This is a genomic window from Chitinivibrio alkaliphilus ACht1, assembly GCF_000474745.1.
Taxonomy (GTDB): Bacteria; Fibrobacterota; Chitinivibrionia; order Chitinivibrionales; family Chitinivibrionaceae; genus Chitinivibrio; species Chitinivibrio alkaliphilus.
The window spans coordinates 78570-101895 of record NZ_ASJR01000003.1 but is presented as its reverse complement, the minus strand read 5'-3'; the positions used below and the strand labels follow the sequence as shown (position 1 = coordinate 101895).

Sequence of the window (23326 nt, the reverse complement as noted above, 5' to 3'; positions counted from 1 at the left end):
TCATGCACTGGATAGTCTCCTTTCTCCTTGAGCATAAAAATGGATCTTCCCTTTTTGTAACGGTGGTTATATCGTGGATGCTCATTAACTCAGGAGAGACCCAGCAACAGCAGATTACGGCGACTCTCACAACGATTCTCTTCCCCATTGAATCGGCGGTGAACCACACAAACAAGATTCGTAATCTCTTTGCTGAAAATGAACTCTTGGCTGAACAGGTAGCGCAACTGCAGATGCAGTACTCTAATCTAAAATACACCATTAGCACCGATAGTTTACAACGAGAGTTTACGCACCTTGCAGAGGAAATTCCCTACGAACTCATTCAAGGAGAGGTAATCTCCTATGAGCCGGTCCCTATTCATCGCACCATGACCATTAACATCGGTCGTAAACAGGGGGTGCGAGAAAATATGCCCGTCATAGACCATCACGGTGTTGTGGGAAAAGTATCCATGGCCCTTTCTAATTGTTCTCGTGTACAACTTATGCGTATGCCCGATGAAAAACTCAGTGTACTCCACGAGGCATCGGGAGCAATTGGCATTTTGAAATCAAATGACGGACTGAACCTCTCCATCGATGTGAGTAATGCCCGTGACCTCACCCTGGGAGATACGATTGTCACTTCCGGCCTTGGAGGCATTTACCCCCCTTATCTTCCTGTGGGAACGATTACAGACATTGCTGAAGCGGAAAACCCCCTCTACCAACGTATATGGATACGTCCTTTTGCAGACTTGCACAACCTCCGCTTTATCAATGTCATATCCCTTGAAAGCCGGTGGGCCCCCTTTAGTAAAGACATAAAACATCTTGAATCTGAAGAGTAAATGAGGTTAGTATGCTCTTTCTAAAATGGTTCCTCTACTTCTGCTTTGCCCTTGTGTTACAAGCAACAATCATCTCTCAAATAGCAATTGCGGGAGTGTACCCGAATGCGGTACTAATACTGCTTTTTATACTTACCATAGAACATGGAAGATTTGCCGGCATCTGGGTCGGTTTTTTTGTCGGTCTCATTATCGACCTTTATTCAGGAGGAACCCTTGGTGTAAATGCCCTGGCAAATAGTATTCTCGGTGGATTTGTAGGGCTGTTTTCACGGGAGAAATTAAACCCCGGTCCCGTCTTTCAAATTAGTATTTTAGTGATAGCCTCTCTCCTCCACTCCTTTATCTATTATTCTGTTGAAACAGAAGGAGTCTCCGCGGTAACCATACTGGCCAATGGAATCCCCGGTGCTCTGTATACAGCAATTCTGTCATCATTCATACTCTTTGCTGCCCACTATCTCACCCCACACAGGAGAAGATAGGTCTGTGGAATTACGTAAAGATACCATCGATGGGGTCTATCTTGAGCGGCTTTCAAAGTCCAAGGTATTAATTGTAATTTTCAGTCTTATTTTCGCATTCCTCCTTGTACGTATTGCCTATATTCAAATTCATTTAGGAGAAAAATACCTTCGTCTTTCCAAGGAAAATCGCTTTTCGCGAGAAATGTTACGACCTGAACGAGGTCTTATTTATGACAGAATGGGGCGCATTATTGCCCAAAACCGCCCCTCCTACTCTCTCTACATTACTCCGGCACACATCCCCCGTGAAAAAGATCTTTTTACACAACTTGCGCATCTGAAAACCCCCGAGTCAAAACCCTTTTTTCCCCGAAAGCTTCTTACACGATCCCTGCGAACTCATACCCTTACTCTCCCTGTGGAAGAACAAACCCCTCACCGACTCTATGAGTACCTCACTGCCATGAAAGATGAAGATGGCTCCCCACTCTTTCCACGAACAATACTGGATAGTCTTTTCTCCGTAACACATCCCACAGAATACAGCATGCGCAAAGCCTTTTCCCAGAACTCTTTTACACGAATACGTGAACGCCTTCTTACCATCGCAGACTCTCATGGATCCCCTCTTTTTGATACAACCTATTTGGATGAGCGACTCGCCCATGCACGAAGAAGCCCTCGTACTCAAACAATGATAGCAGAAGATATATCTCTTGAATATGTCAGTATTCTTGAAGAACATAGTACCCTACTTCCCGGTATTTCTATCGAAATAGAATCCCGACGAGAATACCCCTATGGAAAAAAACTCTTCCATGTACTCGGCTATCTATCTGAAATAAATCAGGAAGAACTGACGCGATTTTCAGACTATGAGTATCATCGCGGTGATCAAATTGGCAAATCCGGAATTGAAGCCTATTATGATACACTCCTCATGGGAGAAAAAGGGTGGGCCTTTGTAGAGCGAAATTCACGGGGAACTCGTCTGGGCATCGTTGAGGGTATGCCCTACATTGCTCCAACACCGGGAAATAATATCTACCTCACCATTGATGCAGAACTGCAACGCATTATTGCTGAACAGTTTGATGATACCCTCCAAGGGGCAGTGGTTGCCATGGATCCTCGAAATGGCGAAGTATTAGCCATGTACAGTAACCCATCCTTTGATGCTAACACCTTCTCTTTGGCAGAAAAAATTGTGGGGCAAGAGTGGCGACAGGCACAGCATAATCCACGCCGGCCGTTAATAAACAAAGCTATTGCAAGCAATTACTCTCCAGGATCAACCTTCAAACTCATTACCGCCCTTGCCGGCTTGGAAGCAGGTGTGGTGAGCCCTGGGGGGTATATGGATAAATCCTGTGACGGTGGCATGCGTTTTGGAAACCGCTACTACCGCTGCTGGTATCGGCAAGGGCATGGAAGACTTTCCCTGGAAGATGCCTTAAAAACTTCTTGCAATGTATACTTCTATCAACTCGGCCTTCTTCTTGGGGATGAACAGATTAATCATTTCGCTGGTCCCCTCTCTCTCGGTGATCGCACGGGCATTGACCTCCCCGGTGAATCACGTGGATATTTATCCGGGAGTATCGCCCACAACCTCCGCCACGCCAACCGTGGTCCCGGATGGAGATGGACACGAGGGCTTCTACTCAATATGGCCATAGGGCAGTCACAAGATCTCACCCCTTTACAAATGGCCTTAATACCGGCATCGCTCTCTGGGCAGGATAGCCTCTACGCACCACATCTGCTTAAGGAAATCCGTTCTCCCGAAAATGCCTTTATTACAGCAACGCCACCAACCCCCATTAGCCCCCTCCCGTTTGACAGCTCTACCATAGAATCAATTAAGGAGGGAATGTGGCGAACGGTACATGTTCCGGGTGGTACGGGCTGGCGATCGCGAGTTTCTGGAATCCCCGTAGGAGGAAAAACCGGAACGGCACAAAACCCGCACGGTGAAAATCATGCAGTATATGTTGCGGCCGCCCCCCTCGATGAACCCGCCATTGTGGTATCGGTACTTCTTGCCCATGCCGGAGGCGGTGGTGTAAACGCCGCTCCGGTTGCACAAAAAGTGTTTGACTACTTTTTTACAGAAACACCCCAAGGAGAGTCTATACGCACAGACTACGACGACTGGGATGGAAAGGAATGGGCACAATGAAATCGTATTTTCTTACGGGCAAATTTGATGTTTTTCTGTTTATCATTGCCCTTATTCTTTGGACTATTGGTCTTGCCCTTGTGTACAGTTCCGCAAGTTTTCATGTTTTCAACCAACAGATTCTGTGGGGTATTATGGGGATTTTACTCATACTTATCACCGTGAGTATTCCCACGGCATTTTTCTACAAAAGTGCCCATCTCTTTTACGTTGTCACCATCCTCCTCCTTATTACAATTCTTTTTTCTGGTGAAGCGGCTATGGGTGCTGCGCGCTGGCTTGTCTTCGGCGGATTGCGTATTCAGCCATCAGAGTTTGCTAAAATTGGCCTGCTTCTCATGCTGTCCCGCTACCTCACAAAACGAGATGTTTCCTTGTATCGACTACGCACAATGATTGTTCCGGCTATTATTATTACAATCCCCTTCGTATTGGTAATGCAACAACCTGATCTCGGTACAGCCCTTATTTTTCTTTCCATATCCCTGCCAATGTTTTACTGGGCAGGCATGAGTCTCGGTGAAATTTTCTATCTTATTACCCCTTGTATCTCCTTGGTTCTGAGTGCAATTCCCCTTATTCTCTCATTCTACGCCGATGGGGATACCCACTTTTCTCTCTGGGCATCTATTCCATGGGGCATATTTGTGTTTATCCACCTTTTGTCATTTCGTATTTTACGCCCTCCCCTGAAAATAATGATCCTCTCTTTCTCCCTCTCACTCATTGCCGCTACCATGACAAACTTAGTGTGGAATAATGTCCTCCAAGATTATCAAAAAATGCGTGTGGTGAGTTTTATTAACCCACAGGCAGACCCCCGTGGAGCAGGGTATCAGGTGATTCAATCGATGATAGCCCTTGGCTCGGGACAGGAATACGGAAAAGGATTTCTTCAAGGTTCTCAAGTAAACCTGCAATATCTTCCAGAAGCACACACCGACTTTATTTTCGCGGTACTGGGAGAACAATTTGGCCTTGTAGGAAGCGCCCTCGTTCTTATACTCTATCTCCTGCTTATTATTCGAGCTCTCTCTTCTACTCGTAATATCAGAAACCGCTTTGCCAATATCCTTCTCGTGGGGGCAGCTTCAATGACAGCCTTTCACGTTATCATAAATATCGCCATGGTGGTAGGTATGATGCCGGTGACTGGATTACCCCTGCCCTTTCTGAGCTACGGGGGATCATTTACGCTCACCATGGCTCTACTTGTAGGACTTATTATGAATGCACGGGGAGATCGAGCTAACTATTAAGGGGCAAACCCAAGGGTCACAGTTGTAGTAGGATCAAGGGCATCAGTATGAAATGTCACAGCCATATCAACAGTGATTAGGGCCGTATTAATAGGAAAGGCAAGGCCTGCTCCGAGAGAAAAAAGATCTACGGTCTTCTTCGAATATTTGGCACGCACTGGCCGATCACCAGAGATTGTTTCAAATAGATTTTCAACATCTTGCGGGGTAAAGCGCATACCGCTCCGCACAGTAAGATATTGAGGAAAAACAAGTTCTACTGCAGTTTTTATATGCAAATCGCCCACAGTATAATACTCCCCCTCAAGATACCACACAGAAAGCAGCTCATTACGAATAGCCCCAGATATCCCCGCATACAGCGACGCCGGCAGTGAACTGCTGCCCTGCTCACCATGATCATCCAATATAAATCCTATGTGTCGTACGCCCGAAGACAAATGCGCCGCCCCGGAGATGCGGTAAAGAAGCCCGGCATCAAAGAGAAGTGCCGTGGCTGAGACAGTGGATGAAACATAGTCTGAAGAGGGGGCTAGATGGTCGTGGGCAAGATGTATCGCGCTCCCCAGAAAAAAATCTTCTGAAAAGGCATATCCACTCACAGCGGAAAGGGATATTCCAAAAGGAGCAATTGAGATATCAAGGGGCGTACCGAACTCATCATAGGCATTAATGCTCCCACGACTTACAGAGCGTATTACTCCCCCCACAACAAGAGAATCTGAAATAGGTTGGGTATATCCAAGGGCGTAGCGATCCATAGAAAGGAGATATGGCTCGTAGGTTATTGCTCCCTGCTGCTGCTTTGAAGAAGGTAACAGAGCCGGAGCATGAAAGAGAGCTGAGGGATCATCCGTAAGAAGAAGTGAGTGAACACCTCCTAAGGAACGTGAGCGAGCAGAATAGCCTGGTGAAAGAAGATATTCGAACATCGCTCCAGATGAAACGTTGCTTCCCTGCGCATCTACTTGATATGCACAGAAAAAAAGAATATATATGAGTAGAGTCGTTTTCACCGAAACCTCAACGCGTCAATTATAGCTTATAGTAATATAATTGCTGCTATCTACTCCTACATAAATCTCTGTAAAATGATACGCATCGGGATCGGAGAGGGCTATCTTCATCCCCTCATACATAAAATCGTACCCTTCAATACGTTGTCCAAATCGCTCACGGGAATATGCACGAACCCCATCAGGGAGCTGGGCCGAATCCTCAAAACGAGGGGGGATGTAGCCAGTAAGAAGAAGTACCACCTCAGTATATGAGAGATCAAAGGTAAGAAAATCTCCCAAGACCGCCCGACTCTCCCCATGAAATCTCACGGGCTCATGCCCCCGCATGTCAAGGGTAACGGAGTCATTTTGTGCAATAACAGAGAGGTAACGAACCCCGAAATTTGAGTATAAATGTACACTTGTCTGAACTGAATCACGAATGGCTGCCAGGGTACCTTCGTAATACGTCTCTTCCGTGCGCAGAAGAAAGGACCCACTTAATTTCAACTCTCCCTCACGCTCTATGGGCCCTCGTTGAAAGCGTGGTGCACAGCCGAGAAACAAAGCAAGCAGCACCCCTGCTAGGAAAACTACTTTCAATTGCGATCCTTGAGGGTGTTTAATTTTTCTGTAATAGAACGACGATCGTCCTCTTTGCCTTCAGGTATCAAACGCAAGGCCTCCTCGTACGAGGTTTGTGCCTCATCATATCGCCCTAACTGCACCAAAATATCCGCCGTATGATAATGGACGACATAGTGCTCATCAAGATACCGAACTGCCTTTGTAATGTAGGTTAAGGCCTCTTCATACTCCCCCTTCTGATATAAAATCCAGGCATACGAGTCTAGATATGCGCCGTTGGTTGGCTCTTGTGAGAGAGCAAGCTCCAAAAGCCGCAAGGCCTTATCCAAATTCTCGCCGCGTTCTGCCCAGGAATATCCGAGATAATTCGCAGCAAGATGTTGCGTGGAGTCTTGCGCAATAATTTCCTCAAGAATTTCTTCGGCCGCAGAGAAATCTCCCCGACTATCATGGGCAACAGCTTTTTGAAAGAGGACTGAAAAATAGAGGTCAGAAAAATCATCCTTTGAAAGCTCGGCAGCACGGCCAAAACAACCTACGCCTGTGGAATACTCCCCCATGCGCATCTGAGCAACACCAGCGATATAGTACGCATGGGGCGATCCTGGAAATCGGTCAAGCATCTCATAAATATAGGTATGGGCCAACTCGTTTTGCTCCATGGCAACGGCATTCCAAATCGCATAGCGATACGCTCCAAGAAGATCTTCCGTGGATACATCTTCAGTGGAAAAGGCGCGATTAAACCACCGTTCTGCCTCTTCAACCTTGCCAAGTGATGTAGCGGTAATTCCTGAATAAAGCAGAAGATAAAAATTCGTATCTGAATATGTACGGAGTTCTGTCAGAAGATTTTCGCTTTGTTCAAACAGCTCAGCACTGTTCATAAAAAGAACAAGGGCTTTACCGTAATACACAAGTAAATCTCTATTTTCACGGGAAAGGACATACTGATAGAGAGGAGTGAGTATTTCTACAGCACGAACATACTCTTGTTCAACAGACGCATAATGCCATGCGAGAAGTTCCATGAGCACCGGAAAATATACTGACTCTTCCAAAGCTTCAGCATACACCTCTTCCATTCGTGCCACCGCCTCAGGAATATTTTCTCCCATGAAATATTTCGACAAGGCAATACCGCGCAACGCCGGAAGGCGTGTTTCTTCTTCCGTTCGAGCTTTTTCATAATAGACGAGTGCTGAATCATAGAGCTCCTCCCGACGATAGAGGTCTCCAATCTGTATATCAAAATCACGTGGATTAACCCGTCCCGGATCATCCGCAGGAAGACTGACAAGACTGTCAATTGTAGAAGACTCAGCAATTTTCTTGTACACTGTTATGGCTTCCATATGACGAGCCGTTTTTTCCAGAGCATCAAGATATACAAGGGTGTCATAGAAGTGTGGCTCTTCAAGATATTCAAAAAACTGAGGTATTTTTTCATACCCAGCAGTTCTTCGATAAATACCCATGGCTTGTCGAACTATTGTATCGGACCAATCACCACGCCCTTTTCCCTGAGAGATAATGTTCACGGCCTCTTCGGGCAGATTCAGCTGAACCGCATATTCCGGCAGAAGATCCATGAGATATTCAGAATAGGGATCATAGGAAAAGGCCCCTTTATAAAATCGAAATGCTTCGTAATATCGCTCTCGGCGTTCCATATTCTTTGCTTCAACAAATAGATATGAAGAGACCCGCAAATCGACACTGTCACGAAGCTGTTTTGGGGCTGCACGACGATCATCATCCCGTGCGGTGTCACGCACCGTGGCGCAGGAAAAAAGAAGGAGCGAAAGCAGTATATAGAAAAACCTATTCGGTAACGGTAACAACCAAATCCACCTTTGTATTTAAATCTACGCTTCGGTTCGGCGATACGGATTGACGAAGCACAATACCGGGACGACGATCTTGCACAACTTCATACTCTACCGACCCAATCTCAAGACCGCGCGAAACAATCTCATCACGAGCCGTTGAAAACATTTCTCCCACCACATTCGGCATTGTCGCAGAGCTGGCCCGAGCTCCCTTGGAGATGGCCACCGTTATGGATTGTTCCTTCGATACCTGTAACCCGCTTTCAGGAGTGACAGAAACAACGCGCCCCTGGTTTATTTCATCACTATAAACACTTTCACGGGTGATATTTCGAAAACCAGCACTATGCAATTCTGTCCGTGCAGGACCAAAGGGGAGATTTGCGATCTCCGGGACCGTACCAATCTCACTGCCCCGACTGACCGTAGCAGAGAGAACTCGTCCCCGTTTTACTTGCTCACCTTCTTCGGGGGTGTGCCGCATGACCACATTTTGCGGAATAGTATCGTTATACTCCTGAGCAGATACGGTTAAACGAAGCCCTAAGTTATAACACTCCTGCCGTGCATCAGCAAAGGACATGCCCTCTAAGGAAGGAACTTCCACAATATTACGAGCAGAAAGGTCAATATGTCGAGGCATAATTACGCTATTTATAAGGTAATAGGAAAGAGCCACCGCCACAAGACACAGGCCAATGAAGCTGGGAACCACAACGGTCCAAAACTTCATTCGGGAAATTTCAAATTTGTAATAACGTTTCATCAGGAACCAACACCTTTTTATAACCTTTTTTTATAATAATACCATCTTCTGCAAACTCTGCAAACACTCGCGAAACCGTCTCCCGAGCGATTCCCATGGTTGAACCAATCGCCTTTTGAGGAGGTATTTCAATGAGGTACGTACCGTCTTCTTGCAGAATACCACGACGATGCACCTCTTCCCGCAAATATACAATGAGACGCTCCCGAGCCGACATAAAAGAAAAATTATTGATTCTCCGATTGGCACGGCGAAGACGCTCACTTAATATTCGCATAAAGGCAAGAGAAATTGAGGGATACTTCTCAAGCATTCGAATAAAAGCACGACAGTCCCATACAAATATTTCACAGGGATGTAAAGCCGCCACGGATGCGCTCCGCGGTTTTTCCTCGAGAATGGACATCTCCCCAAAGAAATCACCCTTTCCGAGGATTGCGTAAATCTGTTCTCCCTTATCATCAACACTAAAGACCTTAACCCGTCCACTAAAAATAATAAAGAAACCGTTTTTGCTACAGGGATCCTCCTCATGGACAACCATTTCTCCCTGCACAAAGCGTCGTATATTCACATCGTTGTACAACAAACGTATCTGCCAAAACTCCAAGGCCTGAAACATGGGAAGGGTCATCATGAAGTTAACAAATTTCTCAACCCGTTCACACGCCATTTAGCGATCCTGGGAAACCGTCTCAAGATCAGAGAGAGCTTCATGGGCATCTGCTCCCATGCCGGAGGAAGAACCTTCTCGTCGAACAACGCTCTCATAGAGTCTTCGTGCATGATCATACTGCTCACGCTGATGGTACATCTGTGCCGCCTGAAACTCCGCTGTTACACCCCATTTTCCTTCGTACCCATGAGTATAGGGTATTTTCAGAAACAGCTCTAAGGCACGAGCCGTATTGCCAAGTTCTTTATGCGACATGGCAATCCAATACTCAACTTCAGCCCTATCGCTACCCGTAACTTCTTCCTGAGCCGATTTAAAGTAGTCAAGGGCAACACCAACTCGCCCTGCTTGATACCACGCAAACCCCGTGGTAAGATAAAATTCTCCCGGCTGAATATTCTCACTAAAATCACGCAACACCGCGCTGTATGCCTCGCCGGCTTGCTCCCACTGAGAAGCTCGTTGCCACGCCATGGCACCATTCATAAGGGCCCGGAACACAAGGTCATCATCTGCATCTTCGGCCTGTGCTACTTTTGTAAAGTATGTTCCTGCTCGAACATACTCTTCCTGACGAAGAAATGCCGTGGCAATAACAAAGCGGGCCTGGTGAATCATGGAACTTGCCGGATAGTTTTTAATAAATGAGCGAAGATGAGAAATTGCATCGGAGTATTCCTCATTTTCGTACTGTAAGAACCCCTGATAATACACAGCCTTATCCGTGAACGATGTAGGATCAATACGATCTTCAACATAGGAAAACCGACGCTGTGCTCGGCGAAAATCTCGTTCTTGAAAAGCGCGAAGCCCTTCGGCAAAAACAACCTTGGCAAAATACTCATCATGATCCGCCCCACTTCCCCGGCGAAAACTGCGATATTCACGGCTCACCTCTTCCATATCGCCATGAAGAATGGCTGAGGAAAGATAGCGCGCTTCAAAGCGAAGCGAATCCTGCGAGGATTGTGCTCCATGACGAAGTTCTTCATACAGCGGCGTAGCCCGGCCATACTCTTCAAGCTCATATAAGAGCCCGGCGAGCTCCTCCATGGCAGCTGTACGAAGGGGATGTTTCTCGGCCTCTGTTTTCTGCAGAAATGACTCATAGACCCCTACAGCAGCATACCGTTCTTCCGAGAGACCATAGAGTCGACCCTGTTCATACAACAGCGGCGCATATGCCGTGAAGAGTTTCGGGGAGGCTTCTAAATGATGTTCTACCTGTTCTATGGCAGTATTCACTTCACCCTGTAAGCGCATGGTACGAACCATTCCATATAACGCCTGAGCACGCATGGTATCTGTGGCAGCTTCATGAAACGCACGGGTATAGGCTCGTTGTGCCGCAGAAATATGTTCCCGCCGCATCTTTGCCTCAGCAAAACGTAAACGAACACGCATTGCACCACCATAGGAAGGGTAGTGATCAAGTATCTTTTGGTATTCACGTGCTGCCTGTTCATAGTCCCCTGTTTTCAGAGCCAGTTCACCCCCATACCACCAGATACTTCTCTGCTGGGAATCTCCCAGATCAAGGGACTCTAAATGGGTCAGATAGACCTGAGCAGAATCATACTCACCTTCATGAAGATGATCTTCTATCAAAAAGACCAAGGCCGTGCCCTGCTGAGCAGGACGACCTTCTTCAAAGGCTCGTCGATAATAGGCACGCGCCTGATCATGAGTGGTATCTCCCCGCTCGCCTTTTTTGAGAAGTAAGGCTGCGCTTCGCACAAGAACCGCACCAAGATGTTCACCCTCGGGAAACCGGGAGAGATACTCTTCATACAGGGGAAGACTATCTACAAGACGTGCTTTTTTAAACTGTGCACGAGCGGCACGGGGCTCGTTTTCTTCTTCAAAACGAAGCGTATCATACATAGCAAAGGCCCGTTGTAAAGCAAGATCTGCACTCTGTGAAGCACCTTCAAAGGTCATTTTCTCATAGATACTTCCCCAAAGGCTTGCCTTTAAAAAGAGCGCATCCTCTCTTTCATCCGGAGAGAGATTCCCTTCTGAAAGGGCCGTTCCTACTAAATCTACGGCATCGTCAAAACGCTTAAGGTATGTACTGTATATATAGGCTCCTCGAAGAATATCGGGCTGATCGGCCATGGAGCCGTAGAGTTGTCTTGTCAGCTCATAAAGAGCCCGATCAGTTTGAACAATGCGAAACCGTTCAAGATATTCTGCTGATTTTTGCGCTGTACGCCCCGTCTCTGTATCTGCAAAGAGCGTTCCTAAATGTTCGTAGGTATTACGAGCATCTTCATACCGCCCCTGCTCCTGCTGTATTTGGGCCGTTTCAAGGAAAGCCCGTTCTACATAGGGACTTTCCGGGTAGGTACGAATTAACTCTTCATAGGTAGCCAGGGCCGCCGCTGAAGAAGAAAGCTCTTGACGATAAATACGAGCAATGGCAAAGAGAGCACGATCGACGTGAGATGCATCTGCCAGTCCCGCATAGGAACGATAATAGCTTACGGCATTTGAGAAAAGTCCACTACGAGCATAGAGCTGGGCAATACGAAGCTGAGCCTCCGCATATAGTGTTCCATGGTGGGGAGCAATAAGACGCAGATACTCTACACTGCGAAGATTGTCTCCCTGCCGTGCAATAGCACGGGCCATATGGTAATACACCTGTGCCGAATCGATATCATCATAGCGTAACAGCCCTTCTTCAAGAAAGGGGATACCCCGTGATAAAAATTCTCCCGCAAGGAAAACCTGTCCAAAGAGAAAATAGTCCTCTGCAGAAAGCGCTTTTATATCGGGAATAAACTGCTCCATTGCATTCTCAAGGATCTTCGCCTCATCCTTATCAACATCATTGAGATCCACAAGAATCGTCGCATATTCATGTAGGGCCTGAGATGCTCCCGGGAATGTGTCGGTAGCTGTGGTAAAGAGTGTTCGATACATTGTACGGGCGGAATCATAAGAACGGGTGCGGTAGTGAATATGGGCGACCCTACTCTGTAAGGCGAAGGTACTCCGATCATCCTGATCGAAGTCCTCTGCCGCTCTCATAAGAGCACGTGCATCGTTGTACTCACCATGATCAATATAAAGATCTACCAAGGCCACCCGAGCTGCTCCCGCACGACGATCTTCTGGATGACTTCGGAGAAACCGGGCGTAGGTTTCTTTGGCTCGGTCATGAACCCCACTCTCTTCAAGAGACCGGGCAAGATAGAATTGGGCACGCCGGCCTTGAGATGCCCCCCCAAAGCGCGAAGAAACAATATCAAAGTCTGCGGCCGCACGGCGATACTCTCCCCGGTCAAAGTACAAGCGTCCCCGTTCATACAGAGCGTCACGATAATACACCGAAGACGCATCTTCACGAATAAGATGTGAATAGCTTTCAATGGCTTGCCCATACTGCTGTTGACGTGACAAAATACGCCCCCGTCGCAGTAAGACAAGATCGCGATCGGGCAGATCATCGCCATGTTGGATATACCGGTTATACTGTTCCAGGGCTTGATCATAGAGAGAATCGTTGTAAAAACGGTTCCCAAAATTAAGAAATGATGATGCATCCTGTGCTGAAACAGAGGCGGACAGCAATACAAAAAGAAGGAAAAAAAACAGGGGGATAGACTTCATGGATGACCCTAACATTCGTAAAAGAACTCCATAGAGAAAATAATAGTTTTATTCAAGGTGAACAAAAAATATTTTCTTATTCCGAAAAGAGAGGTGCTGTGCAGGGAACATTACCAATATACGATGAAAAAAGCTTTACCGAGCTTTTAGGAAACACAAGCAATATCAATGTGGTGGAAAATCGAAGGCTCAAGAAAACCTGGCGTATATCCCAAGAAAAAGAACAGTTCTTCCTCACCCTTCCCTCCCCTCTGTATAAAGCCCCCGTCTCCATAAAAAAAGCCCTGCTCACATGGAGTGATGCCCTCATTGGCGCAGGCCTGAGGAAAGGAGCCCTCTCTCCGGAAAAACGACGAAATCTTCGCCAAATTGAAGATGTAATTTGGGGGTATTTACAGAATACGAATACGCAACTATCATACCCCTGTGTTGCTATGCCGGAGCGACGTTTCTACGATGCTACGGGAACACGCTATGACCTCTACGCCGCCTTTGCCGAGCTCAATCAAGGCTATTTTTCAGGAACACTTTCATCCTACATGCGGTGGGGGCGCTTTGGCAGTAAAACCTCAAGCCACATGCAGATTTGCGATACGCACGGACAAACCCACCACCTCATCACCATTGCCGGGCTGTATAATCACCCCAGTGTGCCCTATTATGCCCTTCTTTCTGTATGTTATCACGAGATGCTCCATATAGCCTGTCCTCCACGGAAAAAAGGAGGACGAAGACAGGTGCATCATCGGGAATTTCAACAGCGGGAACAACAATTTCCCTACTACGAACGATGGCAGGAGTGGCTCCGGACCAACGCTCCTAAGATTCTTCGCTGGAGTCGCGCTGCAACCCCATGACCCCCCGCCAAAGAATCTCCCGCTTTTTCTCTCGAAAATCGCATAGCTATGCCACCTACGCCCGGGTTCAGCAAGCAGCCATAGATGACCTCATATCGCACCAACTACAGGAGATTCTTCCCCATATTCCCTCTGGACCATGCCTCGATCTAGGCAGTGGTCCCGGAGTTGTTTCGGAAGCCTTGTATCGGCATAATATCCCCCTACGCCCCATACTTCTTGACATTGCCTATGACTCCCTGCTCCGGGCAGCGTATGCCGAACAGTGTATCTGCGCTTCCATGGACACCCTCCCCCTTTCTCCACGCCACCTTGCACTGCTCATAAGTTCTACGGCTCTTCACTGGGCACACGATCCTACTGAGGTGCTCAAACAGGCATGCACGCTTGTACAACCGGGGGGCTATTTGGTGGTAAACAACTTGGGAGATACAACCTTACAGGCCCTGCGTGAAACACAACGCGAGTTTAATCTCTCACCACCCGTGCGATACTTTACGCCAGAGGAGCAGCACCACATACTCGCCTCTCTGGGAACCGTTACCTCTCATACAATTCATGCATATGAAGATCGGTTTTCTTCTCCTGCAGAAGCCCTTCGATCGCTCTCTGAGATTGGCGCAACAACCCATACAAGCCCTCCCCTTTCCCGGGCTCGGCTCATGGACTTTCTTTCCGCCTATGGACGGCGAGCACGCCGGGGACGTTCGTATATTAACCGATACACCTACATCAGAAGTGTGGTTCGCCTATGACTATACCATTCTATGAACGTCTTGAAACACGCCTTGCCCGTCGAAGAGAAACGGATAGTCTGCGAAAAATTCCTCCCCGTCCCCGTTCAAGCCTCTTAAACTTCTCTACCAACAGCTATCTCTCCCTGGAGGAGTGCGATGAAATTCATTCATCGTGTAAACGATCTCCCGAAAGCCTCTCGGGGAATAGGGCCTCACGCTTGGTATATGAAAACACTCCCCTCTTTGAAGAAATAGAATCCTTACTTACACGGTTTCTCAACCTTCCCGCCGCCCTGCTCTTTAACTCCGGCTACGCGGCAAATACAGGGATACTGCAAGCCCTGGGAGGCCGAGATGTGGAGATATACTCCGACCGTCTCAATCATGCTTCCATTGTAGACGGAATTATTCTTTCAGGCTCTCGACATATCCGCTATCGCCACAGAGACTACCACCACTTGGAACAACGGTTGCAAAGGGGACGTTCTCCCTATAAAATAATTGTGAGCGATTCTCTCTTCAGTATGGACGGCGATATGGCAGATACCGCAGCCATGGCAGAACTGGCCCAGAAATATGGCGCTCTCACCATGGTTGATGAAGCACACGCCACCGGTATATATGGAAAACATCGCCGGGGAATTATGGAGCAACAGGGAACCGAATCAGACATTGATATCCACATGGGAACCTTTAGTAAAGCCTTGGCAGGATGTGGTGGTTTTTTTGGCGGATCATCGCTCATACGCTCCTACCTTCTTAACACAGCCCGCAGCCTTATATACTCAACGGCCCTGCCCTGCTCAGTGCTCCGATGGAATATGGAAGCCCTCCGCTTTGTTATGACCAATGCACGTCAAACCAAAAAGCTCCTCGATCGTACGGCCTATTTTCATCGGGAAATATCGGCACTCGCCTATGGTAATAGCACAGAACAAACCCATATTATCCCCCTCATGACCCAAAACGCCGCCGCGGCCCTGGCTCTTTCTCAACATCTACGCCGACAAGGCATTCTTGCTCCGGCCATACGCCCTCCCACAGTACCGGAAAATAGCTCCCGCGTACGGATATCTCTCAAAAGCAACTGCTCATACACTGATATGGACTATCTCGTCGAGTCTCTGAGGAGGTTTTCACCATGAAAACACTCTTTCTTTCGGGATGGGCTGTGCATAAAACGCATCTTCCCCACCCCCTTTCTTCAACCACTGCGTGGTTTGATACAACAACTCATATGGCCCTTCTTGCCGGGAACAACAGTTTTGGTTCATGGGAAGAAACAGCCGCTGAACTTCTAGCCCCCTATACAGATCATCGATTGGTCGCATGGTCAAGCGGAAGCTTCTTTGCCCTTGCTGCAGCACGTTTTTTCTCTTTTCCAGAAATTCATCTTTTTGCTGCAACACGCTCATTCATCGCTCGAAAGAATGCTCCGGGAGTTTCACCCCGTATTCTTGCAAAGATGCAAAAAACCATGGAATATCAGCCAAAAGAAACCCTTCGTCGCTTTTATATAAACTGTGGATTTACATCGCCACCAGAGGGGTGTCCCTACACACCAAACACCTTGATGCAGGGACTTTCTTTTCTTGCGGCTGTGGAGATGCACTCCCTGCCAGAAAAAAGCCGCATCACGTCACTCCACCATGGAAATCAAGATCGAATACTTCCTCTTCGTGCAGGAGAGGACTTGGCACACCATCTGGATATTCCCTGTACGGTGCACAAAGCCCCCCACCATATAGACATAATGTATACCCTTTTGTAATCACCCTATCCCAAAGATACGGCAGAGTCCAGCTCCGACAGAACGGGAAGATATGGGCCGTCCAAGAAGGGTTTCAAGACAGACGGTTTTTTGCTGTAGACGAGACAAAAAGATTTGCTTCTCTTTCTCTGATCCCACTACGTAGGCAACAATCTTCTCATACGATGGGGTAAGGGGAATACTACCTTGTAAAAGAATCCCCTCTGCCGAAATGGCAAGGGCAATACCCACACATTTTTTTCCTGTACTTCCAATCTCATACCCGTTTTGTATCAGAAAACAGCTTACCCCAGCCCGATGAGTGGTCGTTTTTGGTAAAAAGGGCTGAACGGAAATTCCCAGGGCGGTAAGATAGGACACAATACGGTGAGACACCATGTGATACACATTCTTTCGATTCAGTCGACCTTCCCTAGAAAGAGCTCTTCCCAAGGCAAAGGAAAAACAAAGATCTCCCTCATGAAACAGAGCACGCCCCCCTGTGGGACGCTGTATACAGTATATTCCTGCCCCATCCATGGCAGAGATATCAAGATCTGTTTTTTTCTGTAACCGCCCATATGACAGAGTTGGATGAGCCCAAGTATACACACGAAATTGGGCATACCCCGAGCGGTTTGATTCATGAAGAAGCTCTGTATCCCGCTCCATTGCTCTATGTGGATCACAGGCATACTCTTCTCTGCATACCGCGGGAAATAATGTATCAACAGGCGATGTTGATAACTGTTGAAAACACACGTTCTTCCCCCGTAGTATTAGGCCTGGGGCTGTGAATTATGTACAAAGAAAAACACTCCGGCGCGAGAAGCATCACGGGGAAGAGTAATGCCGAGACGATCTTTAAAGGTCATTTCCCGTTCAAGACTGGAGAGTTCTTCTCCGGTCATAAGGGGATGTTCCCCTAAATATAAAAGCTCCCCACGGGTATCAGGCAACTGGAGCCCCCGTCTAATTTCTCTACCGAGAAATTCCCCTATCTCCCGACACGGAAACTGAAATTCAGGGGCAACAGCAGCAGCTGCAATTGCAAGAACATCAGATTCAGGTGAAAAACGATGAAGTACAGTACGATTGTGCTCTGTTTCTGCAATTTCTGCCACAATACGCCCCGGCTCCAAGGCATCCATAACAACGAGTTTTCCTGCTTCCCGAAAGAGAGGAAAAAATGCGTACAGCGCACGGCACGGCGTTTCTGCACAGGTAAGGGTAAGAATATCACTATTTCCCCAGAATGGGGGAATGAGAAGATCTGGATAGGAAGTATTATTTGTCATGACTACCTCGAAGGGAAGAATAAATACCACGTGCAAAATCAGAAAGGTGAACATCACGTGCTCCAGCAACAAGCACCGTTCCTGCTGAAACCGTGCGACAGATGATTTTCCGGGCCTCGTTTTTATCTCGCGGGGCATATACCCGAATCGATCGATCAAGCGCTTTAGCAAGATCTTGTGATGTAACCCTGCGGTCAACCCGTCCTCCGGCATAAAACACCGGAAGAACTATGAGAGAATCATCCTGTCCAATCTCTTCTTCGAAGAGACGGCGAAGATCTTCAAAAAGGAACCGCAAGGGGCCATAGCCATGGGGCTGAAACACTACTGTGAGGGGGGCCGTAAAAAAACGCGCGCCTTCCATGGCATTTTTGAGCTTATCCGGATTATGTGCATAATCATCAATAACCGTTACGGGATCTGTCCCAATAATATCAAATCGTCGTTCTATGCCACCGTAGCTTTCAAGAGCCTGCAATGCTCTTTTAAGAGGTACTCCAAGGGGAGAAACCCCCGCTGCCGCTGCTGCGCAATTTTCTGCAACATATCGTCCTGGTATGGACATGGAAACAGTTTCAGTGTTAATACAAAAGGAATATGCCCCCTGAGAAAACTGCCCATGGGAGACAGAGAAATCAGCTTCAGAGAACGCCCCGAAGGTTATGTTTCCAATCTCCCTCAGACGATCATCACCATGGGGGACCACCACGTGACGAGCCTGCCGTGCAGCGGTGTTCATAAGGGATACCACCTCTTCTTCCTCACGGTGATCCCGGGATACATTGAGAACCACCAAGGTATCGGCATGATAACGAACCACCGTACCATCACTCTCATCGGCCTCGATGACAAGAATAGAAGAACTACCCCGGTAGCTATTGCCCACCAGGCCTTCTTTGACAAGTGTTGTAAGATTTGCTCCACCAATATAGGAGGGGGCGTACCCACAGCACTGAAGGATATGAAAAATTTGCGCAGATACGGTTGATTTTCCACTAGTTCCCGTGACTGCAATAGTTTTATTTGCCCGTACCACGGCGGCCAAAACCTGAGATCTATGAAGCACGGGAATAGCCAGCCGGCGAGCCGCCTGAACGTCAGGAGTATCTTCATCCACAGCAGTGGAGACAACCAGGGCATCCACTTCGGGCACAAGGGCAGACCCATCCTGCGGAGTAATGGAAATATGCTGCGAGCGTAATTTCTCTGCCATATCAGCACGATGTGGTTTCCCATAATCCCGATCTGATCCGCTAATAGAAAGCTGCGGTGCAAGATACTGAGCAAGAGCACTCATTCCTACCCCAAAGATTCCCGCAAAATGAAGGCGAGAACAGGATACCCCCTCAATCAATATAGACATACTCCCCCTCCTCAACACGTTCAAACAGAGATATGATATCGCAATTTTTCATAACAATACATCCATGAGAAAAGTGACGGCTACCCACGAAGGTCTCTTTATTAGTGCCGTGAATATAAATATATCGTGCAAATGAATCCACGCCGTTGCCCCTGTTTTTTCCCTCTTCACATCCCGCAAGACGAATGATTCGAGTGAGAATATAGTTTTCTCCACCATGACTTTCCCGATCATGTATCACTTCTCCCGTAGGGAGGCGACTGACAAATCGCATCCCCTCCGGTGCATGGGCGCCTATTTTCTCAGCAATGGTATGCAAGCCCCGGGGAGTTTTCCCCGACCCCTCCTCTTCTCCACGACCTGCGCGACCTGCGGAAAGGGAAAAGGAGAATACTCTTCTGCCGGAAACATACAAAGCACCTGAAAAGGACGCCGGCCTCAGAAGTACCATACGAGAGTGACTTCGACACGGGGTATGCAAATTTGTATTCTCATGGGGTTCCATACTACCTACCGGTTTTTGATAAATATATGTTGGGGGCCCTACATTTAGAAGGGGCAGAAAAGGAAAACGGGAGGAGATCGCCTCCCCCCGTATCAACAGAGAATCTCTCCCTAACAATAGATCGCATTATTTCCGTAGGCCAATAACCTCACGAAACTGTTGTACCTGCCCCGTTTCTGTTTCTACGGTGGCAATAATAACATAGGTTCCGGGACCAACTTGCTGACCACGACGGTTTGTCATATCCCATGAAAAGAGATGTCCCGATCCTTGTGGTGAAGGATCTTCCTGCGTATCAATTAGATTACCCAAGGCATCAAAAATACGAATGGAGGCAGTAACTGCTTCAGGAGCAGTGAGGGCAAATTTAAACTGTTCATCCGCAAGAGATGCGGGGTTTTTCACCGGAAATAGTCCCGCTCTGCCCGGTGTGTCCCCAATGGTATCAACATGGATAATCTCCGTTTCTGCCTCAATACGAAGCTCTGCAGTATCCACGCCAATATAGTTTTTCTCCGTCACTTCTACGACAACCTCGTATGTCCCCTTCTCAAAGGGAGCATTCTCTTCACCGTCGTACCGTATACTATGAGAAATATCTTCAGGTTCGGTGTATACCGATACAGAACGGGGCGTCCCATCGTAGGTCTGTTGGGTATGACGAATTTCGATTTTCACCGGTGCAGGAAGTACTGTGAAGGTTTGGCGAACTTCCTCAGCAGGATCGTACAGATCATCCCCCTCCTGCGTAGCAATAATATCTACTTCCCCAGCATTCAAAATAGTTACTTCCGTCCCGTCAAGGGAGATAACATCATCCCGAGAGAGGGAGAGAGAAACGGGCAAACCGGAACTGGCAGATACGGAAAGCATGAAGGGAAGATCGCCGAACACCTTTTCTTCAATCTCCGTGAAAAGAATTGTATTCTTATCCTCCCACAGAAGAAAGGGGTAGCCTTCGTGTGTCTCTCCCGGCAGCATCCATTGGGTTGTATCCCACTCGTCAAAGGTTTCAGAATCAGTCATCTGCGCAGTGGTTTTTCCTTCACCTAAGTTTGAGGTAGCCACAGCGGAAGATTCCATATCCCAGTATGCGGCAGTAGCTATAGCCTCATTACCAGCAGTCCCGGCAAATCCTCCAGCTCCAAAATCTGCATCGACACTCTGGGTGGAAAAGACATTTTCCAACTCTACTTTTTGTGCAGAGCCTATAAACCCACCCACATACTGAGAACCCGTCACACTGGTTTTGGCATATGAGTTTTCTATACGACTTCCATCGTGGGCACCTCCCACAAAACCACCCGTTAATATTGCACCTGATACGTTCCCCGTCGTAAAAGAGCTGTATATTTCTCCTCCACGGAGACTTCCGACCAATGCCCCGGTTTGGCTCCCACCGGAAATATCGGCATCAACAATACCAAGACTGTCCACATACCCATCTTTGATAAACCCAAAGAATCCAACATAATCTTGTCCGGCATCAATCGTGAGATTTACGAGTCGATGACCTCCACCGTGATAGGCTCCGGTAAAGGGTGTCTCCTCACTCCCAATGGGCATAAAGCCGGCACCGTCGTTCCATTTTGTCGTTCCAGCCACGTCTAAATCACCCTTTTGACGATAGTGACCATCCCAGTAGCGAGAAAAAGAACTTAAGGCTTTCAATTTATCTTCACTATCAATAATACGAGGATCATCCGCTGTTCCCGCTTCGGTAAAATGCCATGTTGTGGCAGAAGCATTTTGCCAGGCTTGAGAGTACCCCCCCTCGGAATCTACAGAAAATGCACGGTAGTAATAGGTTGTTCCTTTTTGAAGCCCCTCATCAACAACCTCTGTGCCACCTCCAGTATACACAACAACGCCACCACCAGCAAGGGAGTCACCGGGCGCATAGGAGTACGCATCTTCGGGAGTACCGAACACTGCGTCTTCAGAGCGGAGTATCAGCACATCATGCTGCGCAGAATTCTTCTCCCACGCAAGCTCAACTCGCTCTACATTAGGGGAAGAGGCAGTAAAAAAAGCAGGAGCAATGAGATCAGGAAGATACTCATCCTGAAGCCGATGTAATGCTGCGGCCGCGTTTAAACGCCCTGTTCCCAACATTCCGATAAAGTCAGGGTTCTCATCATCAATCGGATCAGTGGTTTCCAAGAGAATTGTGCGCAACTCTTCTGAATCCAAGGTTACGCCATTACGATGCGCAGCTGAAAGGACAAGTGCAGCAACACCAGAGACATGGGGACAGGCCATGGAAGTTCCCTGCATTCCTCCGTATCCGCCACCGGCAACCGTACTGATCACACGATGACCAAAACCACCTCCGGGAGCAGAGATGTCAACGGTTTCACCATAGTTTGAGTAGGAGGCCCGTTCATCCTTGTTGTTCGTAGCTGCCACAGAAAGAGTTGCTTCATATGCTGCGGGATAATACTCTGCCTTCTCGCCATCGTTTCCGGCGGCAAAAATAGAAATACCACCATTCATCACCGCTCCCCCACCATGCTCATTAAAATAGTCAATTGCATCGAGATCGGCTTGGTTGTATACGTCAGGCGCATCATATCCCCAGCTATTCTGAGATATGGCACTACCGTTGTCTGCTGCAAAAACAGGGGCGACCCCGCCACCGCCAAAGGCTTCTTCCTCTCCCCCGAGAATTTGTAACCCCATGAGGGTCACTCCACGCTCAGTTTCATCACCTCCGGCAATTCCTGCAACACCAATACCATTATTATTCATAGCTGCCACAGTGCCCGCAACATGGGTACCGTGATTTCCGGGAATAATATCATCGGTATGATCATCAGCAAAATTTTTTCCAATCCCATCCCACATGTTTCCCTGTAAATCAGGATGGCTATGGTCAACCCCATCATCTATAATAGCAACAAGAACATCTGCATGCCCTCGTTCTATGGTCCATGCCTCTTTCAGCGAAATATCACTTCCCACAGTACCGAAATTTTGCCCCGTGTTGTGGTAATGCCATTGATTTGTAAATTCTGGATCATTTGGACGCCAGGTGCGCGACTCATCTCCATACCGTACAATTCGATAGACAGGCTCGGCAATTAGAACATCGGGGTGCTGTGCAAAGGATTCTACCGCTGAAATAACCGATGCAGAATCGCTGAGAGTGAGGTCATACCAACGATAAAACCCCCATAATTCATGGCGTGCGCGCACGGCAGGGCTCCGCAAGGCAGCTGCTTCAGCAAGGCCACTGAAGGTTTGCTTATATCGTGATACCGCAAAGGACTCGTTGAGGACATCCAAATCGGCAATACCCGTTTGAACCGCCCCGTGATCCACCGTACGAAGCGGTTCTTTTTGGAGGAGTTTTTGTGCTTCTTCGCGCACTTTAATGCGGATACGCCCAGGGTAATAGGCCGAATCTGACACTTCTGAGAGTACAACCGGTGGCACTTCAGCAGTTCTGCGGGGAGCCCCCTGCAACTGAACAAAGATACTAAAAGCCAACAGGGCAATAAAAACAAAGCTGCGACGACTCAGAGCATGAAACCATGCTCTCATGTGTAAATACTTCATAAACCCACCAAAGATTTGTGTTCTACATACCTCTAA

General features: G+C 47.8%; 19 protein-coding genes. 8 read left to right on the top strand and 11 right to left on the bottom strand.

The window, feature by feature from the left end:
• Positions 1-2 precede the first annotated feature (2 nt).
• The 4 genes from mreC to rodA are packed head-to-tail and all read left to right on the top strand — an operon-like array spanning position 3 to position 4741.
• Positions 3-833: a rod shape-determining protein MreC gene (mreC, locus tag CALK_RS02245; protein ID WP_022636018.1), complete on the top strand. Its 831-nt coding sequence runs from the start codon at positions 3-5 to the stop codon at positions 831-833.
• 11 nt (positions 834-844) lie between these two features.
• A complete protein-coding gene (mreD, locus tag CALK_RS11925) occupies positions 845-1318 on the top strand; it encodes a rod shape-determining protein MreD (RefSeq protein ID WP_022636017.1) in 474 nt (157 codons plus the stop codon).
• Between the two features lie 4 nt (positions 1319-1322).
• On the top strand, positions 1323-3482 hold the full coding sequence (gene mrdA / locus CALK_RS02235) for a penicillin-binding protein 2 (RefSeq protein WP_022636016.1): 2160 nt from the start codon (positions 1323-1325) through the stop codon (positions 3480-3482).
• A complete protein-coding gene (gene rodA / locus CALK_RS02230; protein WP_022636015.1) occupies positions 3479-4741 on the top strand; it encodes a rod shape-determining protein RodA in 1263 nt (420 codons plus the stop codon). The genes mrdA and rodA overlap by 4 nt, the downstream gene beginning before the upstream one ends.
• On the opposite strand, the gene CALK_RS02225 is transcribed toward rodA, so the two are convergent.
• From CALK_RS02225 to CALK_RS02200, 6 genes are read right to left on the bottom strand one after another with little or no spacing between them, the layout of a single operon-like run.
• Positions 4738-5757: a PorV/PorQ family protein gene (locus CALK_RS02225; RefSeq protein ID WP_022636014.1), complete on the bottom strand. Its 1020-nt coding sequence runs from the start codon at positions 5755-5757 to the stop codon at positions 4738-4740. The genes rodA and CALK_RS02225 overlap by 4 nt on opposite strands.
• A gap of 15 nt (positions 5758-5772) precedes the next feature.
• Positions 5773-6342 carry a hypothetical protein gene (locus tag CALK_RS02220; protein WP_022636013.1) on the bottom strand — a complete coding sequence of 190 codons (570 nt, stop codon included), beginning with the start codon at positions 6340-6342 and terminating at the stop codon, positions 5773-5775.
• On the bottom strand, positions 6339-8171 hold the full coding sequence (locus CALK_RS02215; RefSeq protein WP_022636012.1) for a tetratricopeptide repeat protein: 1833 nt from the start codon (positions 8169-8171) through the stop codon (positions 6339-6341). The genes CALK_RS02220 and CALK_RS02215 overlap by 4 nt, the downstream gene beginning before the upstream one ends.
• Positions 8152-8925 carry a PASTA domain-containing protein gene (locus CALK_RS02210; protein ID WP_022636011.1) on the bottom strand — a complete coding sequence of 258 codons (774 nt, stop codon included), beginning with the start codon at positions 8923-8925 and terminating at the stop codon, positions 8152-8154. Before CALK_RS02210 ends, CALK_RS02215 begins: the two co-directional genes overlap by 20 nt.
• Positions 8903-9598: a Crp/Fnr family transcriptional regulator gene (locus CALK_RS02205; protein WP_022636010.1), complete on the bottom strand. Its 696-nt coding sequence runs from the start codon at positions 9596-9598 to the stop codon at positions 8903-8905. The genes CALK_RS02210 and CALK_RS02205 overlap by 23 nt, the downstream gene beginning before the upstream one ends.
• Complete coding sequence (locus CALK_RS02200; protein WP_022636009.1) at positions 9599-13219, bottom strand: tetratricopeptide repeat protein; 3621 nt, start codon at positions 13217-13219, stop codon at positions 9599-9601.
• A gap of 98 nt (positions 13220-13317) precedes the next feature.
• Between CALK_RS02200 and CALK_RS02195 the strand changes: the two genes are divergently transcribed.
• Genes CALK_RS02195 through CALK_RS02180 form a run of 4 tightly spaced genes read left to right on the top strand, consistent with a single transcriptional unit; the run spans position 13318 to position 16584 of the window.
• Entirely contained in the window at positions 13318-14076 is a 759-nt protein-coding gene (locus tag CALK_RS02195) for a hypothetical protein (RefSeq protein ID WP_204365295.1), read from the top strand.
• Complete coding sequence (locus CALK_RS02190; RefSeq protein ID WP_022636007.1) at positions 14073-14831, top strand: methyltransferase domain-containing protein; 759 nt, start codon at positions 14073-14075, stop codon at positions 14829-14831. Before CALK_RS02195 ends, CALK_RS02190 begins: the two co-directional genes overlap by 4 nt.
• A complete protein-coding gene (locus CALK_RS02185) occupies positions 14828-15958 on the top strand; it encodes an aminotransferase class I/II-fold pyridoxal phosphate-dependent enzyme (protein ID WP_022636006.1) in 1131 nt (376 codons plus the stop codon). The genes CALK_RS02190 and CALK_RS02185 overlap by 4 nt, the downstream gene beginning before the upstream one ends.
• The gene (locus CALK_RS02180) at positions 15955-16584 is read left to right on the top strand and encodes a hypothetical protein (protein ID WP_022636005.1); all 630 of its coding nucleotides are present in this window, start codon (positions 15955-15957) and stop codon (positions 16582-16584) included. The genes CALK_RS02185 and CALK_RS02180 overlap by 4 nt, the downstream gene beginning before the upstream one ends.
• Here CALK_RS02180 and CALK_RS02175 read toward each other — a convergent pair whose 3' ends face one another.
• From CALK_RS02175 to CALK_RS11920, 5 genes are all read right to left on the bottom strand, one after another.
• A complete protein-coding gene (locus CALK_RS02175; RefSeq protein ID WP_022636004.1) occupies positions 16585-17325 on the bottom strand; it encodes a lipoyl protein ligase domain-containing protein in 741 nt (246 codons plus the stop codon).
• 17 nt (positions 17326-17342) lie between these two features.
• Positions 17343-17861 carry a hypothetical protein gene (locus CALK_RS02170; RefSeq protein WP_022636003.1) on the bottom strand — a complete coding sequence of 173 codons (519 nt, stop codon included), beginning with the start codon at positions 17859-17861 and terminating at the stop codon, positions 17343-17345.
• Positions 17851-19224 carry a glutamate ligase domain-containing protein gene (locus tag CALK_RS02165; protein WP_022636002.1) on the bottom strand — a complete coding sequence of 458 codons (1374 nt, stop codon included), beginning with the start codon at positions 19222-19224 and terminating at the stop codon, positions 17851-17853. Before CALK_RS02165 ends, CALK_RS02170 begins: the two co-directional genes overlap by 11 nt.
• Positions 19208-19675, bottom strand: coding sequence for a L,D-transpeptidase (locus tag CALK_RS02160; RefSeq protein WP_034636396.1), 468 nt, complete (start codon positions 19673-19675; stop codon positions 19208-19210). The genes CALK_RS02165 and CALK_RS02160 overlap by 17 nt, the downstream gene beginning before the upstream one ends.
• Before the next feature lie 180 nt (positions 19676-19855).
• Positions 19856-23290, bottom strand: coding sequence for a S8 family serine peptidase (locus tag CALK_RS11920; RefSeq protein ID WP_155851767.1), 3435 nt, complete (start codon positions 23288-23290; stop codon positions 19856-19858).
• Positions 23291-23326 lie beyond the last annotated feature (36 nt).

Coding starts and splice junctions, on each gene's coding strand:
- CALK_RS02160 (WP_034636396.1), bottom strand. CDS start 19,675: ATGGTACTTCTGAGGCCGGCGTCCTTTTCAGGTGCTTTGTATGTTTCC.
- CALK_RS02180 (WP_022636005.1), top strand. CDS start 15,955: ATGAAAACACTCTTTCTTTCGGGATGGGCTGTGCATAAAACGCATCTT.
- CALK_RS11920 (WP_155851767.1), bottom strand. CDS start 23,290: ATGAAGTATTTACACATGAGAGCATGGTTTCATGCTCTGAGTCGTCGC.
- CALK_RS02210 (WP_022636011.1), bottom strand. CDS start 8,925: ATGAAACGTTATTACAAATTTGAAATTTCCCGAATGAAGTTTTGGACC.
- CALK_RS02190 (WP_022636007.1), top strand. CDS start 14,073: ATGACCCCCCGCCAAAGAATCTCCCGCTTTTTCTCTCGAAAATCGCAT.
- CALK_RS02205 (WP_022636010.1), bottom strand. CDS start 9,598: ATGGCGTGTGAACGGGTTGAGAAATTTGTTAACTTCATGATGACCCTT.
- CALK_RS02200 (WP_022636009.1), bottom strand. CDS start 13,219: ATGAAGTCTATCCCCCTGTTTTTTTTCCTTCTTTTTGTATTGCTGTCC.
- CALK_RS02185 (WP_022636006.1), top strand. CDS start 14,828: ATGACTATACCATTCTATGAACGTCTTGAAACACGCCTTGCCCGTCGA.
- CALK_RS02165 (WP_022636002.1), bottom strand. CDS start 19,224: ATGTCTATATTGATTGAGGGGGTATCCTGTTCTCGCCTTCATTTTGCG.
- CALK_RS02170 (WP_022636003.1), bottom strand. CDS start 17,861: ATGACAAATAATACTTCCTATCCAGATCTTCTCATTCCCCCATTCTGG.
- mreC (WP_022636018.1), top strand. CDS start 3: ATGCACTGGATAGTCTCCTTTCTCCTTGAGCATAAAAATGGATCTTCC.
- rodA (WP_022636015.1), top strand. CDS start 3,479: ATGAAATCGTATTTTCTTACGGGCAAATTTGATGTTTTTCTGTTTATC.
- mreD (WP_022636017.1), top strand. CDS start 845: ATGCTCTTTCTAAAATGGTTCCTCTACTTCTGCTTTGCCCTTGTGTTA.